The 14,855-nt window shown below is 57.5% G+C and carries 17 protein-coding genes and 1 riboswitch; of the genes, 7 read left to right on the top strand and 10 right to left on the bottom strand.

Annotated features, from left to right (window positions below):
• Window positions 1-166: 166 nt before the first annotated feature.
• Complete coding sequence (locus SIK97_RS26355) at window positions 167-643, bottom strand: hypothetical protein (RefSeq protein WP_100248301.1); 477 nt, start codon at window positions 641-643, stop codon at window positions 167-169.
• Between the two features lie 36 nt (window positions 644-679).
• Window positions 680-1,564 carry a DUF4431 domain-containing protein gene (locus SIK97_RS26350; protein WP_100248302.1) on the bottom strand — a complete coding sequence of 295 codons (885 nt, stop codon included), beginning with the start codon at window positions 1,562-1,564 and terminating at the stop codon, window positions 680-682.
• A 302-nt stretch (window positions 1,565-1,866) separates the two neighbouring features.
• Window positions 1,867-2,005, top strand: a riboswitch (molybdenum cofactor riboswitch).
• On the opposite strand from SIK97_RS26350, the gene moaA reads away from it, so the two are divergent.
• From moaA to SIK97_RS26320, 6 genes are all read left to right on the top strand, one after another.
• The gene (moaA, locus tag SIK97_RS26345) at window positions 1,993-2,982 is read left to right on the top strand and encodes a GTP 3',8-cyclase MoaA (protein WP_065366257.1); all 990 of its coding nucleotides are present in this window, start codon (window positions 1,993-1,995) and stop codon (window positions 2,980-2,982) included. (Overlaps the previous riboswitch by 13 nt.)
• A gap of 21 nt (window positions 2,983-3,003) precedes the next feature.
• Window positions 3,004-3,516: a molybdenum cofactor biosynthesis protein B gene (gene moaB, locus SIK97_RS26340; RefSeq protein WP_057173979.1), complete on the top strand. Its 513-nt coding sequence runs from the start codon at window positions 3,004-3,006 to the stop codon at window positions 3,514-3,516.
• A 3-nt stretch (window positions 3,517-3,519) separates the two neighbouring features.
• The gene (moaC, locus tag SIK97_RS26335) at window positions 3,520-4,008 is read left to right on the top strand and encodes a cyclic pyranopterin monophosphate synthase MoaC (RefSeq protein ID WP_014228494.1); all 489 of its coding nucleotides are present in this window, start codon (window positions 3,520-3,522) and stop codon (window positions 4,006-4,008) included.
• Window positions 4,001-4,249, top strand: coding sequence for a molybdopterin synthase sulfur carrier subunit (moaD, locus tag SIK97_RS26330; protein WP_004849056.1), 249 nt, complete (start codon window positions 4,001-4,003; stop codon window positions 4,247-4,249). Before moaC ends, moaD begins: the two co-directional genes overlap by 8 nt.
• A gap of 1 nt (window position 4,250) precedes the next feature.
• Window positions 4,251-4,703, top strand: a complete 453-nt coding sequence (gene moaE, locus SIK97_RS26325; protein WP_004849058.1) for a molybdopterin synthase catalytic subunit MoaE — start codon at window positions 4,251-4,253, stop codon at window positions 4,701-4,703.
• Window positions 4,704-4,747: 44 nt separating this feature from the next.
• Window positions 4,748-5,452, top strand: coding sequence for a Bax inhibitor-1 family protein (locus SIK97_RS26320; RefSeq protein ID WP_004849060.1), 705 nt, complete (start codon window positions 4,748-4,750; stop codon window positions 5,450-5,452).
• A gap of 70 nt (window positions 5,453-5,522) precedes the next feature.
• On the opposite strand, the gene SIK97_RS26315 is transcribed toward SIK97_RS26320, so the two are convergent.
• The 3 genes from SIK97_RS26315 to SIK97_RS26305 are packed head-to-tail and all read right to left on the bottom strand — an operon-like array spanning window position 5,523 to window position 8,478.
• Window positions 5,523-6,488 (bottom strand): lysylphosphatidylglycerol synthase transmembrane domain-containing protein, encoded by a 966-nt coding sequence (locus tag SIK97_RS26315; RefSeq protein ID WP_038424237.1) that lies wholly within the window; start codon window positions 6,486-6,488, stop codon window positions 5,523-5,525.
• Complete coding sequence (gene clsB, locus SIK97_RS26310; protein WP_014837867.1) at window positions 6,488-7,732, bottom strand: cardiolipin synthase ClsB; 1,245 nt, start codon at window positions 7,730-7,732, stop codon at window positions 6,488-6,490. Before clsB ends, SIK97_RS26315 begins: the two co-directional genes overlap by 1 nt.
• Window positions 7,729-8,478 (bottom strand): endonuclease/exonuclease/phosphatase family protein, encoded by a 750-nt coding sequence (locus SIK97_RS26305; RefSeq protein ID WP_014228498.1) that lies wholly within the window; start codon window positions 8,476-8,478, stop codon window positions 7,729-7,731. Before SIK97_RS26305 ends, clsB begins: the two co-directional genes overlap by 4 nt.
• A gap of 143 nt (window positions 8,479-8,621) precedes the next feature.
• On the opposite strand from SIK97_RS26305, the gene SIK97_RS26300 reads away from it, so the two are divergent.
• Entirely contained in the window at window positions 8,622-9,059 is a 438-nt protein-coding gene (locus SIK97_RS26300) for a YbhQ family protein (RefSeq protein ID WP_004130686.1), read from the top strand.
• Window positions 9,060-9,119: 60 nt separating this feature from the next.
• On the opposite strand, the gene SIK97_RS26295 is transcribed toward SIK97_RS26300, so the two are convergent.
• From SIK97_RS26295 to cecR, 5 genes are all read right to left on the bottom strand, one after another.
• Window positions 9,120-10,226, bottom strand: a complete 1,107-nt coding sequence (locus SIK97_RS26295) for an ABC transporter permease (protein WP_004849064.1) — start codon at window positions 10,224-10,226, stop codon at window positions 9,120-9,122.
• Window positions 10,227-10,324: 98 nt separating this feature from the next.
• Window positions 10,325-11,458, bottom strand: coding sequence for an ABC transporter permease (locus SIK97_RS26290; protein WP_038424238.1), 1,134 nt, complete (start codon window positions 11,456-11,458; stop codon window positions 10,325-10,327).
• Complete coding sequence (locus SIK97_RS26285) at window positions 11,448-13,187, bottom strand: ATP-binding cassette domain-containing protein (RefSeq protein WP_057173980.1); 1,740 nt, start codon at window positions 13,185-13,187, stop codon at window positions 11,448-11,450. Before SIK97_RS26285 ends, SIK97_RS26290 begins: the two co-directional genes overlap by 11 nt.
• A complete protein-coding gene (gene hlyD / locus SIK97_RS26280; protein WP_014228502.1) occupies window positions 13,184-14,176 on the bottom strand; it encodes a secretion protein HlyD in 993 nt (330 codons plus the stop codon). The genes SIK97_RS26285 and hlyD overlap by 4 nt, the downstream gene beginning before the upstream one ends.
• Entirely contained in the window at window positions 14,173-14,850 is a 678-nt protein-coding gene (gene cecR, locus SIK97_RS26275) for a transcriptional regulator CecR (RefSeq protein ID WP_014228503.1), read from the bottom strand. Before cecR ends, hlyD begins: the two co-directional genes overlap by 4 nt.
• Window positions 14,851-14,855: the final 5 nt, after the last annotated feature.

Raw genomic sequence — 14,855 nt, 5'->3', positions numbered from 1 at the left:
ATCGCGAACACAGTAACCGATCTCCCTCTAAAAGACGATGTCAGGTTATCTTATAGGTGGGTCTTTAGCATGGCTTCAAATACGGAGTTGCGGCGTTGAAAATAGATGGGCTGTATATTGATCCTGTTTAACAAGGTCTGAAAGGTATCGCTGTGAATCCTTGGTGCTAGCCCACATAGCTGACGCTTTTCAGTCGAAGCCGGTTATTCATCAGTATAAATTCGAAATTTGTTGAATGTTCGCAAGACTCCGACAGGCCGGGCAGTTGTTCGTTTGTTCCGCTACCAAAACTAGCAAGCAGTCCGTCATCAGTAAACTCAGCGCTGGCCACCGCATCGCAGACACCGTCAGTAAAATGTCTCTGCCCATTTTCCTCGTAATAATAGCGATTTTCATCGCTGACGCCGGCTGGGTAATATTTGCGGCTTTGTTCATTTGTCGATAATGCATTATCCCTAAATTTCGTTATGGTCAGCATTTGAACATCTGATGGGATCGCACTCAGTTCTCCCATCACTTGCAAAATGTCCTCTGAATATTTATCAAACATCGCCTCAGTGATGACCTCGGGAGGATTATCATCCTGTTCTGGCCAGAATGCAGGCATTATCCAGGGAAGGGGAAACGCGATAAAGGACTTCACAGCCGCCCCGTTTTTAGTTTTCAAAGCCTGCTGGAATTATTGAAGTTGCTTAATAATCTCGCGTTTTTTCTGGGCGTTGAGTTCAGCTTGTTTTGTCGTTTTTATCTCAACAGAGGGTTGGTTTTTAAGTGCTCTACAGCGCGTTGCCAGATCGTCAAAGCGTCGGTTTTCCTCCACGGACTCCAGGCCGGAATAAACGTCGCAGGGCAGCTTGAGATCGGCATCCGTCAGATACCACCAGGGCGGCTCGGAAGCGCAAATATCGATCTCCTTCACCTGCCACTGTCCGGCGGTTTTAGTCAACACGGCCCACAGCATTTTATCAAGGTCGGCATCGCACTCTTTTGCCTGCGACCAGTCTAGCTTTTGCCCTTCAGGTGCGACGACTTTCCCGACCAGAATGGCCCATTCACCACTAGTGTTCAGGCGATCGACTTTAATACGCACGGCCTGTCCGGCCTGGTTTGCCGCCTGTGGGCGAATGGTATCCAGAATTGCCTTCCTTTCCATGTTCCCCTTACTTCCCACCAGCTTTACCGAGGATAAAATAAGGTTGGTATTATCATGCCTGGTCTCGGCGTGCTCAAGCCGGCCGGTTACCGTGATATATTTACCCGCGAGCCCGGTTAACTCACTGGATGGACTTTCCGTTCGTAGCGTGACTTCTATTTGAGTTTTCTCCCCTATCTCATCCCGGTTAGCTTTTGTACAGATGGGTTCGTCCAGGAAGAGAATATCCTGTCTCAGGCGGCTATCCGTTTTGGGGTTTTCGCCGTAGCCGGGGGGACCATAAAAGGCTCTGACCTCAAGGTACCCACTGAGTTTTATCTCCTGGGCATAGTGAAAACAGGGCTCGGCGGCTAAAACGGAACCGCTGCAAAGCGCGAACATTGCCAGAATCACCTGGATAGAGCGGGTCATCGCAAAATACCATCCTTTGTAGACCGATTGTTAACAGTTAACTTATTCTTTTCATTAAATAAGTCTCTCCCTTGTTCTGGGGTGAGAATATCATCTTTTGTTGGGTGTCGAAATGGATGACCCGGTGAGCGCGAAATAATACTGGGTGTTTTTATATCCGATGCTGGGCGGTGATTTGCAGGAAGGATTACGCTTTTTTCTCACGTGCTTAGGTGAAAAAAACGAGATAAATCCGTTATATATGCCTTTACATAACGAAATGTGGGTATGGCATAACCCTGGTTTCCGCGCTACTATTCGGCGTAACCCACTAACACTCTAGCCTCTGTGCCTGTGTCGAAAGATATGGTGCTTTGGCCGTGACAACTTCGGTTGCCACCAGGGCGCGAAAAGAAATGACCGCGTCTCCCGTATTTGGAAAGGTGTCTATGGCTTCACAGCTTACCGATGCATTTGCGCGGAAGTTTTACTATCTGCGTTTATCAATTACCGACGTATGCAACTTTCGTTGCACCTACTGTCTCCCCGATGGCTATAAGCCCGGCGCCGTCACCAATAAAGGCTTTCTCAGCGTTGATGAAGTTTGCCGCGTGACGCGCGCGTTCTCCGCCCTGGGGACGGAAAAGGTGCGCCTGACCGGCGGCGAACCCTCGCTGCGTCGCGATTTTACCGACATCATCGCCGCGGTGCGGGAAAACCCTTCTATTCGCCAGATTGCGGTCACCACCAACGGCTACCGGCTGGCGCGCGACGTTGAAAGCTGGCGCGATGCCGGGCTGACGGCGATTAACGTCAGCGTGGACAGCCTCGATGCGCGTCAGTTTCACGCCATCACCGGCCAGGACAAGTTTCATCAGGTGATGGACGGCATCGATGCCGCATTTGCCGCTGGCTTCGAAAAAGTGAAGGTCAATACCGTGCTGATGCGCGACGTTAACCATCACCAGCTCGACACTTTTCTGGCGTGGATCCAGCCGCGCCGCATTCAGCTGCGTTTTATTGAATTGATGGAAACCGGCGAAGGCAGCGATCTGTTCCGCCGCCATCATATCTCGGGCATGGTGCTGCGCGATGAGCTGCTGCGTCGCGGCTGGATCCATCAGATCCGCCAGCGTAGCGACGGCCCGGCGCAGGTGTTTTGCCATCCGGATTATGCCGGGGAAATCGGTCTGATTATGCCTTATGAAAAAGACTTCTGCGCTACCTGTAACCGTCTGCGCGTCTCTTCCGTGGGTAAATTGCACCTGTGCCTGTTCGGCGAAGGCGGCGTCGATCTGCGCGATCTGCTCGCCGATGAGCAGCAGCAGCCGGCGCTGGAGGCGCGCATATCCGAGGCGTTAACGCACAAAAAACAGACCCACTTCCTGCATCAGGGCAACACCGGTATTACCCAGAACCTGTCCTATATTGGCGGATAATTCATTTTAAGGAGCGATCAGATGAGCCAGGCCAGCGCTGAGTTTATCCCGACCCGTATTGCTATTCTCACCGTCTCCAGCCGACGTGGCGAAGAGGACGACACCTCTGGACACTGGCTGCGCGACGCGGCTGAGGAGGCGGGGCACGTCATCATCGATAAGGCGATTGTGAAAGAGAACCGCTACGCCATTCGCGCTCAGGTGTCGGCGTGGATTGCCGGCGATGAGGTGCAGGTGGTGCTGATTACCGGCGGCACCGGTTTTACCGACGGCGACCAGGCGCCGGAAGCGCTGCTGCCGCTGTTTGACCGCGAAGTGGAAGGTTTCGGCGAGGTGTTCCGCATGCTCTCCTTCGAAGAGATCGGTACCTCGACCCTGCAGTCCCGCGCCGTTGCCGGGGTGGCGAACCGCACGCTGATTTTTGCGATGCCCGGCTCAACCAAAGCCTGTCGTACCGCATGGGACAATATTATTGCGCCGCAGCTCGATGCGCGCACGCGCCCGTGCAACTTTATCTCTCATCTTAAGAAGTAATTTATGACGCAGCTGACCCATATTAACGCCGCCGGCGAAGCGCACATGGTCGATGTCTCAGGGAAAGCGGAGACGGTTCGCGAAGCGCGCGCCGAGGCCTATGTTGAAATGCAGGCCACGACGCTGGCGATGATTATCGACGGTAGCCATCACAAAGGCGATGTCTTTGCCACCGCGCGCATTGCCGGGATCCAGGCGGCAAAACGCACCTGGGAGCTGATTCCGCTTTGCCATCCGCTGATGCTGAGCAAAGTCGAAGTCAATCTGCAGGCGCAGCCCGAGCATAACCGGGTGCGTATCGAATCCCTGTGCCGTCTGACCGGGAAAACCGGCGTTGAGATGGAAGCCCTGACCGCCGCTTCCGTCGCCGCGCTGACGATTTACGATATGTGCAAAGCGGTGCAGAAAGATATGGTGATAGGTCCGGTGCGCCTGCTGGCGAAAAGCGGCGGCAAGTCCGGCGATTTCAGAGTGGAAGATAGCCATGATTAAGGTTCTTTTTTTTGCCCAGGTGCGCGAACTGCTCGGCACCGACTCCCTGACGCTCGATCCGCAAGGCCTGACCACGGTTGAAGCCGTTCGCCAGCAGCTGATCGCCCGCGGCGACCGCTGGGCGCTGGCGCTGGAGGAGGGCAAGCTGCTGGCGGCGGTAAACCAGACGCTGACGACGTTTGATCACCCGCTGGCGGCCGGTGATGAAGTGGCGTTTTTCCCGCCGGTTACCGGGGGATAACATGACGCAGACGCGTATTATCGTCAGCCATGACCGCTTTAAGGTCGGCGACGAATACCCCTGGCTGGCCGAGCGCGATGAAGACGGCGCGGTAGTGACGTTTACCGGCAAGGTCCGCAACCACAACCTTGGCGACAGCGTCAAAGCGCTGACCCTCGAACACTATCCGGGGATGACGGAAAAGTCGCTGGCGGAGATTGTGGAACAGGCGCGCGAGCGCTGGCCGCTGGGCCGGGTGACGGTGATTCACCGTATCGGCGAGATGTGGCCCGGGGAGGAGATTGTCTTTGTCGGCGTCACCAGCGCCCACCGCGGTAGCGCGTTTGCGGCGGGGGAGTTTATTATGGATTACCTGAAGACCCGCGCGCCGTTCTGGAAGCGGGAGGCGACGCCGGAAGGCGAGCGCTGGGTCGATGCGCGAGATAGCGACCGTGAAGCGGCAGAACGCTGGTAGTGTGGTACGCTTAGAAGATAAATTTCGTTAATCAGGAGACAGTCATGGATAGATATCCTCGTTCCGGGGCGATCGTACAGGGTCGCAGCGGACTTCAAACTTATATGGCGCAGGTGTACGGCTGGATGACGGTCGGGCTGCTGCTCACGGCGTTTATAGCGTGGTTTGCGGCCAACACCCCTGCGGTGATGATGTTTGTCTTTTCCAGCAAAATAACCTTTTTCGGCCTGATCATCGCCCAGCTGGGGCTGGTATTCGTGCTCTCCGGCATGGTGCAGCGGCTGAGCGCGGGAATGGCGACCACCCTGTTTATGCTCTATTCGGCGCTAACCGGGCTCACCTTATCCAGTATATTCCTCGTCTATACCTACTCATCGATCGCCAGTACCTTCGTGGTGGCAGGCGGGATGTTTGGCGTGATGAGCCTTTACGGCTATACCACTAAACGCGACCTGAGCGGCTTCGGCAATATGCTGTTTATGGCGCTTATCGGTATCCTGCTGGCGTCGCTGGTTAACTTCTGGCTGAAGAGCGAAGCGCTGATGTGGGCGGTGACCTACATCGGGGTGATCGTCTTCGTCGGCCTGACCGCCTATGACACCCAGAAGCTGAAAAACATCGGCGAGCAGATTGACGTTCGCGATGCGTCAACGCTGCGCAAATACTCGATTCTTGGGGCGCTGACGCTGTATCTGGACTTTATCAACCTGTTCCTGATGCTGCTGCGCATTTTCGGCAACCGTCGTTAACTCGTTCCCGGATCTCAGACGGTGGTAAACCTGTAGCCCCGGTCAGCATCAGCGACCGGGGCTTTTTTGACTACTCGCCCGCCAGCTTGCGCTGGTTTTTCTCCCGCAGATGCTTCGCCCGGCTCTCCAGAATCAGGTAGCCGATGGTCGCCAGCAGCAGCGGCAGGAAGTAGTACAGGGCGCGATAGGCAAGCAGGGCGGCGATAATCGCGCCGCGCGAAATCTCTTCCCCGGAAAGCATGGCGATAAATACCGCCTCAAGCACGCCAATGCCTGCCGGAATATGCACGATAACCCCCGCAATGCTGCTGACCAGCAGCACGCCGAGCACGAGAAAATAGTCCACCTGCGGGCCCAGCAGCAGCCAGATAATCGCCCCCATCGCCATCCAGTTCAGGCTGGAAACCGCCATCTGCAATATCGCGAAGCGCCAGGACGGCAGCACCAGCCGCTGGCCTTTTATCGTCAGATGGCGCTTTTTAGCAAAGGCGCAGGCCCACAGGTAAAACGCGGAAATCAGCAGTAAAACGACGCCCAGAATTTGCAGCGACGACTGGCTGATATACCAGCGCTCGGGCACCTTCACCATGCCGGAGCTAAAAATAATACCGCCGAGCAGAATATAGCCCAGCCAGTTGGTGGTAATGCTCAGAGAGAAGATACGGGTAATGGTTGCGCCGCTCAGGCCGAGGCGCGAGTAGAGCCGATAGCGCATACCAATCCCACCCACCCAGGTGCTGAGCGTCAGGTTAAAGGCGTAGCAGATAAACGACACCAGCATCACCTGGCGTTTAGCCAGCTTGTGGCCGCAGTAAGCGCGCCCCAGCAGGTCGTAGCAGCCATAGATCAGGTAGCTGGCGATAACCAACCCGATGGCGCTGAGCAGCGCCGTACGGTTGTAATCGCGAATGACCTTCCACACGTCCTGCCAGTCGATTTTTTGCGCGTAGACCACCAGCAGAACGACGACGGCGATAAAAAAGAGCACCGTCAGGATTTTTTTCGCCATCCGCCAGCGAGGGTGAGATTTCGCCATCAGGATTTCACCTCCTGGTTTTCCGGGTCCACGCGGTCCTGGGTTTCTATTTCTGGCTGTACCGGGGGCTGAACCCGCGACAGCAGCGGCGTATGGGCCGGTAGCCATCCGACCCAGGCAGGGAAGTGGCGCAGGAAGTGGAACGCCAGCACGCTAATGCCGAGCCGCCACCAGGTTCGTTTCGACAAAATGCGCTTATCGACCTCGCGGCAGTCGTTAAGGATTAAGCCATTGAGATTATCGCGCAGCGTCTGGTTAAACTCGCGGTCGTGAATCACCAGGTTGGCTTCCAGATTCAGCGACAGGCTCAGGGGGTCGAGGTTGCTGGAGCCCACAGTGGCCCAGTGATCGTCCGCCAGCGCCACTTTGCCGTGCAGCGGACGGCGGCGATATTCGAAAATCTGCACGCCGCCTTTTACCAGATAGTGGTAGAGCAGGCGCGCGCCGAATTTGACAATCGGAATATCCGGCTCACCCTGAACGATGAGCTTAACGCGCACGCCGCGGCGGGCAGCGTTGCGCATAGCGTGCAGCAGCCGATAGCCGGGGAAAAAGTAGGCGTTAGCGATAATCACTTCCCGGCGGGCGCTGGTCAGCATCTTCAGATAGTGACGCTCAATATCATCGCGATGATCCTGATTATCCCGCCAGATAAACAGCGCCTGCGCTTCGCCGGGGTTGCGGTTGATTTCAGGCTTATGCCGACGCCGCTGCCACCAGCGTCGTGTCGCTTCGCTGGTGGGGAGGTTTTCGAGTTCAAATTGCAGAATATCGAGCACTACCGGCCCTTCGACCTGTACGGCGTAATCCTGTTTGGCCTCCGGACCGTAATCGGTCATGTGCTCGGCGGAGTAGTTAATGCCGCCGACAAAGGCGGTAACGTCGTCAATCACCACGATTTTGCGATGCATACGACGAAATAAATTGGTGCGCATGCCGAGCAGGCGCGGGCGCGGATCGTAATAGCGAAAAATCACGCCAGCCGACGTCAGCTCGCCCACAAAGCTTTCGCTTAAATCCGGCGAGCCGTAGCCGTCCAGTAAGACCTCGACGCGCACGCCGCGCTGGGCCGCTTTTAACAGAACGGCATGGAGCTGTTTGCCGACGTCATCTTCAAACCAGATAAAAGACTCAAGGATCACCCGCTGCTGCGCGCGGCCGATGGCGGCAAACAGGGCCGGATAATAGTTATCGCCATTTTCTAATAGCCGAATGCGGTTTCCTTCCTGCCAGCTGCATTTCACAGATGTATCTCCACGCTAAGCGGTGCATGATCGGACAGATGACGCCACTGTTTTAACGCCAGCGCTCTGGGCTGGCTGGCGTGGGCGTTTTTTACGTAGATGCGGTCAAGTCGCAGCAGCGGAAAGCTGACCGGGAAAGTGCGCGCCGGGCGCCCTCTGGCGCGGGTAAAAATCTCCTCCAGCCCGGCCTGGGCTTTAAGCTGGCGGTTCGCCTGCTGCCGCCAGTCGTTAAAATCACCGGCTACCACCACCGGTTCGCCCGCGGGTAAACCGTTCACCCAGTCTGCCAGCATCGTCAGCTGGGCCTGGCGTTGATGAGCGCGCAGTCCCAGGTGCACGCAGAATAAATGGATAGCGATGCCGCTTTCCGGCGGGACGATGCGGCAGTAGAGCAGGCCGCGCTTTTCGCTGTTGCCGACCGAAACATCGAGATTTTGATAATGTTCGATGGGGAAGCGGGAGAGGACCGCGTTGCCGTGATGCCCTTCCGGGTAAACGGCGTTGCGGCCGTAGGCATAATCGCTCCACATGGTATCGGCCAGAAACTCATAGTGGGTGGTATCCGGCCAGTTTTCGATATGCAGCGGATGAATTTCGTGCGCCCCCATCACCTCCTGCAGGCAAACAATGTCGGCGCTGACGCTGCGCACCGCTTCGCGTAATTCGGGCAAAATAAAGCGGCGATTGAACGCAGTAAACCCTTTATGAGTGTTAATTGTCAGCACGTTTAACGAAAATCGCGGCATTTGTTTGTCCTTATTTCTCTGGGCAATGTCACTTTCCTGTAGGAAATAGTGTAGTAGAGGTCACAAAAAGATGCGGTGATACGGAATTTTCCGTAAAGTGCGGTACTCTGAGTAGCAGAGAAAAATCCTTCAGGAGAGAAGCCATGAAGTGGCAACAACGTGTACGCGTCGCAACGGGTCTTAGTTGCTGGCAGATTATGTTGCATCTACTGGTCGTGGCAGTACTGGTGATGGGTTGGATGAGCGGCGCGCTGGTGCGCGTCGGATTAGGTTTGTGCGTGCTGTACGGCGTCACGTTAGTGTCGATGCTGTTTTTGCAGCGCCATCACGATGAGCGCTGGCGCGACGTCGGTGATTTCCTTGAGGAACTCACCACCACCTGGTACTTCGGTACCGCGGTGATCGTGCTGTGGCTGCTGTCGCGCGTGCTGCACAATAACCTGCTGCTGGCCCTCGCCGGGCTGGCAATACTGGCCGGTCCGGCGGTGGTTTCACTGCTGGCGAAAGATAAAAACAGATACGCTAAATCGTTCGGGCTACAACAAGGCGGCAACGCAGCGAATCCCCAGAAGCATAGATAACTATGTGACTGGGGGGAGCAAGGCGAGCCAGCACAGTTGTGGCTTGAACGATGACGAGTATTACGCGATCTTTCTTCGGAACATCGCATACGCCGCCGAGCCAGTGGTGGCCGCTATGACCAGTAGCGGCCACAAACTTCCCCACACGATTTCCAGACTCGCATCCTTCAAATAGATCTGCTTGGTGATATCGGTGAAATGACGAATCGGGTTCACCCACGTCAGGTTTTGTAGCCATACCGGCATATTTTCCACCGGCGAAACGTAGCCGGAGAGTAAAATCGCCGGCATCATAAAGACGAATACGCCGATAAACGCCTGCTGCTGCGTGGAGCACAGCGACGAAATCAGCAGTCCGAATCCTACCAGCGACAGACCGTAAACGATCATCGTGAAGTAAAACAGCAGCAGTGAGCCAGCGAAGGGAATCTGGTAGGCCCAGATACCGATCCCCAGCACGATGGTCGCCTGCAGGGTGGCGACAATCAGCGCCGGGACCGCTTTACCGATAAAGATCTGCCAGGTTGCCAGCGGCGAGACCAGCAGCTGGTCGAGCGTCCCCTGTTCGCGCTCGCGGGCAACGGAGAGCGAGGTGACGATCATTACGCCGATGGTGGTGATCATGGCGATCAGCGACGGCACCACGAACCATTTGTAATCGAGATTCGGGTTATACCAGTTGCGTACCACCAGCTCGCTATTGTTCGGTTTGGCTTTGCCTTCCAGCAGGTCCTGCTGATAGCTTTTGACGATCTGCTGGAGGTAGTTGGCGGCAATTTGCGCGCTGTTGGAGTTGCGCCCGTCCAGCAGCAGCTGGAGCGGGGCGGTTTGGTTGGTGTCGAGGTTGCGCGAAAAATCCGCCGGGAAACGCACGACCAATAGCGCTTTTTGTTCATCGATGGTCGGTCTTATTTCCTGAGGGCTTTTCAGTAACAGCACGTGGGTGAAGGCTTTGGCGCGGGCGAAGCGCTGGGTCAGCTCCACGGCGTGCTTGCCGTTGTCTTCATTATAGATGGCGATGGTGGCGTTCGTCACCTCCAGCGTGGCGGCAAAGGGGAACAGCAGCACCTGGATCAGCACCGGCATAATCAAAATCGCCCGCGTCTGCGGTTCGCGCAACAGCGACTGCAGCTCTTTGCGGATTAACGTCCATAAGCGATGAAACATCTTATATTCTCTCTTTATGCTGCTTTGTATCCCCGGACTGCGCTGCGCTTATCCGGGCTACCCGTTTGTCAGCCTTTGTAGCCCGGGTCAGGCGTTCGCTAATCCAGACGCCGTTTGGTTTTCAGCCACGTCAGGCCGATAAACATCACCGCCGAGGCGATTAAAAACATCACGTTCACCAGCAGCACCACCGGGATGTTGCCCGCCAGAAACAGGCTTTGCAGGGTGCTGACAAAATAGCGCGCCGGGATCACGTAGGTCACCGCGCGGATTATCGCCGGCATGCTGTCTATCTGAAAAATAAACCCGGACAGCATAATTGAAGGCAGGAATGCGGCATTCAGCGCCACCTGCGCGGCGTTAAACTGGTTGCGGGTAATGGTGGAAATCAGCAGCCCCATTCCCAGGGTGCTCAGCAAAAACAGGCTGGTGATAAAAAACAGAATCACCAGCGAACCGCGAAAGGGCACGCCGAGAATAAACACCGCCACCAGCATACACAGCAGCATCGCCAGCATGCCGAGGAAATAGTAGGGGATCAGCTTGCACAGCAGCAGCTCGGCGCGGGTAATCTCGGTCGACAGCAGCGCCTCCATGGTGCCGCGCTCCCACTCGCGGGCCACCACCAGCGAGGTCAGGATCGCGCCGACTACCGTCATAATGATGGTAATCGCGCCGGGGATAATAAAATGCTGGCTGATCGCGGCCGGGTTAAACCAGTAGCGCGTCTGCACGTCGATTAGCGGCTCGAAGGTTTCGCCGCGATCTTCCGCCCGCTGCTGCTGCCAGATTTGCCAGATGCCTTCGACGTAGCCCTGGGCGAAGTTAGCGGTATTCGGTTCGCTGCCGTCGGTGATGAGCTGGATCGGCGCATCGTCGCCGGGGCGGGCCATCTTCTGGTCGAAGTCCACCGGCAGGGTTACCAGGGCGCGAATGCGTCCCGCCTGCATCATCTGCACCAGTTCCTGGCGGTTATCGCTGATGGTGGCGTCGATATAAGGGGAGCCGGTCATGGTATGGACAAAATCCAGCGCCTCTTCGCTCTGCTGCTCCAGCAGCACGCCCACCCGCAGCTTGCTGGAGTCGAGGTTAATCCCGTAGCCAAAGATAAACAGCAGCAGCAGGGGGATGACCACCGCAATCAGCCAGCTGCTGGGGTCGCGGACAATCTGCCGCGTCTCTTTCACGCACAGGGCGCGTACGCGCCGCCACGATAGCAGTTTAGCGCTCACCGGCGTTCTCCTTATCCCAGTCGTGAATGAGGGTGATAAACGCCTGCTCCATCGTCGGGTCAGGCTTTTCATCATCCGCCGCCAGCGCCTTCAGATCGTCCGGCGTGCCGCTGGCGATCAGTTTGCCGCGATAGACCAGGCCGATACGATCGCAATACTCCGCTTCATCCATAAAGTGGGTGGTGACCATCACCGTCACGCCTTTATCCACCATACTGTTGATATGCAGCCAGAATTCGCGGCGGGTGAGGGGATCGACCCCGGAAGTGGGTTCATCAAGAAACAGGATATCCGGTTCGTGCATCAGCGAGCAGGCCAGCGCCAGGCGCTGTTTATAGCCGAGCGGCAGATCGTCGGCGGCCTGCCGGGCGATGCTTTTCAGGCCAAACGCCTCGCTCATGCTGGCGATTTTGTCGTTCTGCGCCCGTCCGCGCAGGCCGTAGACGCCGGAGAAGAAGCGCAGGTTCTGCTCAACGGAAAGGTTGCCGTAGAGCGAGAACTTCTGCGCCATATAGCCCAGATGCTGACGCGCCTTGCCGGAGCTGACTTTCAGGTCCATGCCCAGCACCAGCGCTTTCCCGGAGGTGGGGACCAGCAGGCCGCACATCATCTTAAACGTCGTGGACTTTCCTGCGCCGTTAGGCCCGAGGAGGCCGAAAATCTCCCCGCGTTTGACCTGAAAATCGACGTGGTCGGTGGCGGCAAAATCGCCGAATTTCTTGGTCAGGGTCTGCGCCTCAATCACCGTGTCCTCACGGGAGCCTCCCACGGTGTGGATAATGTTGCCCAGCGGCGATTCGGCAGTCCCGGCGCCGCCCAGCAGGTCGATAAAGGCATCCTCGAAGCGCGGCGCGGTTTCGGCGACCTCCAGCGGCGGCATATCGCCAGCCTTCTGTACATCGCTGATGCTGGCCTCTTTTTTAAGGATCAGGCGTACCGATTTACCCTGAATCACGCCATCGCTGACCTGCGGCAGCTTCAGCGTACGCTGGAGGAGGCGGCGGTTATTCTCCCGGGCGCTGGAAACCAAAAAGCTGCGTCCGGCCATGGTCTGCGTCAGCTCTTTTGGCGCCCCCTGGTAGAGCAGCTGGCCCTCGTTCATCAACAGAACGTCCCGGCACTGCTCGGCCTCATCAAGATAAGAGGTGCTCCAGAGGATCAGCATTCCGTCGCCCGCCAGTTCGTGCACCATCTGCCACAGTTCGCGGCGCGAGATAGGGTCGACGCCGACGCCGGGTTCGTCCAGCAGCAGGACTCTCGGTTCGCCGACGAGGGTGCAGGCCAGGCCCAGTTTCTGCTTCATGCCGCCGGAAAGCTTGCCCGCCAGCCGGCCGGTAAAGGGGCCGAGGGAGGTAAATTCCAGCAGCCTGGCGAAGGTTTTTTCCCGCGCCTCGCCGGTCACGCTGCGCAGATCGGCGTAGAGCGTCAGGTTTTCCATCACCGTTAGATCTTCATACAGGCCGAATTTCTGCGGCATATAGCCGAGCACCGCATGCAGGGCGCTGTCGTCGGCAATTGGGTCGAAGCCGATCACCTTTGCGCTGCCTGCGTCGGGCTTCAGCAGCCCGGCGAGCATGCGCATCAGGGTGGTTTTCCCGGCGCCATCCGGGCCCACCAGACCGGTCACATAGCCGGAGTGAATGGTGCAGTCCAGCGGCGCGACGGCCGGGCGATCCATGCCGGCAAAGCGCCGGGTCAGGCCGCTCAGCGTAATCACGTCCTCGCTCATTGGCCGTTTCCGTGACTGAAGGTGACGGTGACCGGCATTCCCTGGCGCAGCGCGTCGTCGGCATCGGTGACCACAATACGCAGGCGATAAACCAGATCGGTGCGCAGGTCCGGCGTTTCCACAGTTTTCGGCGTGAATTCAGCGGTTGGGGAGACGAAGCCGATTTTGCCGCGGTAGGGTTTATCCGGGCGACTATCGGTGTAAAGCAGCACTTCGCGACCCGGCTGGGCCTGACCGAGGTTTTTTTCATCGATATAGGCGCGTACCCACACCGGATGGGTTAACGATAACGTCATCACCGTGCCGCCAGCGCTGAGCATGCTGCCCGGCTCGACGGCGCGGGTCATCAGCGTCCCGTCGGACGGCGAGGCCAGCGTGGTATCGTGCAGATCCAGCTTCGCCTGCGCCAGCGCGGCCTGCGCCTGTTCAAGGCTGGCTTTGGCCTGGGCGATTTCCTGCGGACGATTACCGGCGCGGTACTGGCGCAGCTTATCCTGCGCGGACTTCAGCGTCGCCTGGGCCTGATCGCGCGATGAGCGGGCGTTTTCCAGGTCGTTAGCGGAGATGGCGCTGCTTTTGCGCAGCCCCAGCTGGCGCTGGTAAAAATTCTGCGCATAGTCGTAAGCGGCCTGCGCCTGGTTGACCGCGGCGGCGGCCTGAGCGATCTCTTCCGAGCGATACCCCGCCATCATCAGGTCGTACTGCGCCTGGGCGGTGGAAACGTTGGCCTGAGCCTGCTGCAGGGCATTCTCGTAGGGCGCTCGGTCCAGCTCGCCCAGGGTCTGCCCGGCTTTAATCGCATCGCCCTCGTCGACGCTGAGCGACGCCAGCCGCCCGCCCACGCGGAAGCTGAGGTTGACGGTACGAATATCCACGTTGCCATACAGCGTGAGCGCTTTCTGCTGGCTGCTCTGGTACCACCACCAGCCTCCGCCAATGACAGCGGCCAGCAGGAGAAGCAGCACAACGACGATGAGCGGTTTTTTCATGACTCCAGACTCCTTTGCGATAATCCTTCCAGAACGAAATCAATATGGCAGGTGATAACCTCAATAATTTGCGCGGTTTTGTCCCGATCGAACTCAGCCCAGCCCGCGCGGCGCAACACCGTTTCCCTACCAAGGCGAAAAGCGAGAACTTCGCCCAGCAGCGCGTGGGTGTGGAGGACCATTTCCGTGCTGTCAGCGTTAAGGCCGGTATAGGCGGCGATTAAGCGGGTCAGGTAGCAGTGTAGCGGAGCAATCACCTGATCGTGGATGAGCCGGTAGGCCGGCGTTGGCGACAGCTGCTCGCGGGAGATAAATTTGCTCAAATTGACGGTGTCGTCCTGGGTCAGCAGCAAAATCATATTCTGGCAGGCGCCCAGTATCAGGGTACGCATGGCGGCTTTATCCGGAACAGGCTCAGCGCACAGCGCTTCCGCCGCCTGCGCGTGAGGGCGGAAATTGTGCTCGATAAAATCGGCAATCCACTGGGCGCAGGCGAGATAGAGATCGTCCTTGGAACCAAAATAGTAGGTAATGGCGGCGATATTCTGCCCGGCCTGGGCGGCAATATCGCGGGTTGTGGCGTGCAGGCCGTATTCGCCAAACTGGGCGATTGCGGCGGCGATAAGCTGGCTTTTCGCCTGCTCGCCCTTACTGGTCGTGGGAGTGGTTGTCATCGCGC

This window comes from Klebsiella sp. JN_Kp126 (assembly GCF_033843325.1).
Taxonomy (GTDB): Bacteria; Pseudomonadota; Gammaproteobacteria; order Enterobacterales; family Enterobacteriaceae; genus Klebsiella; species Klebsiella michiganensis.
The sequence above is the reverse complement of the archived record's forward strand: the minus strand, read 5'-3'. Positions and strand labels throughout refer to the sequence as shown.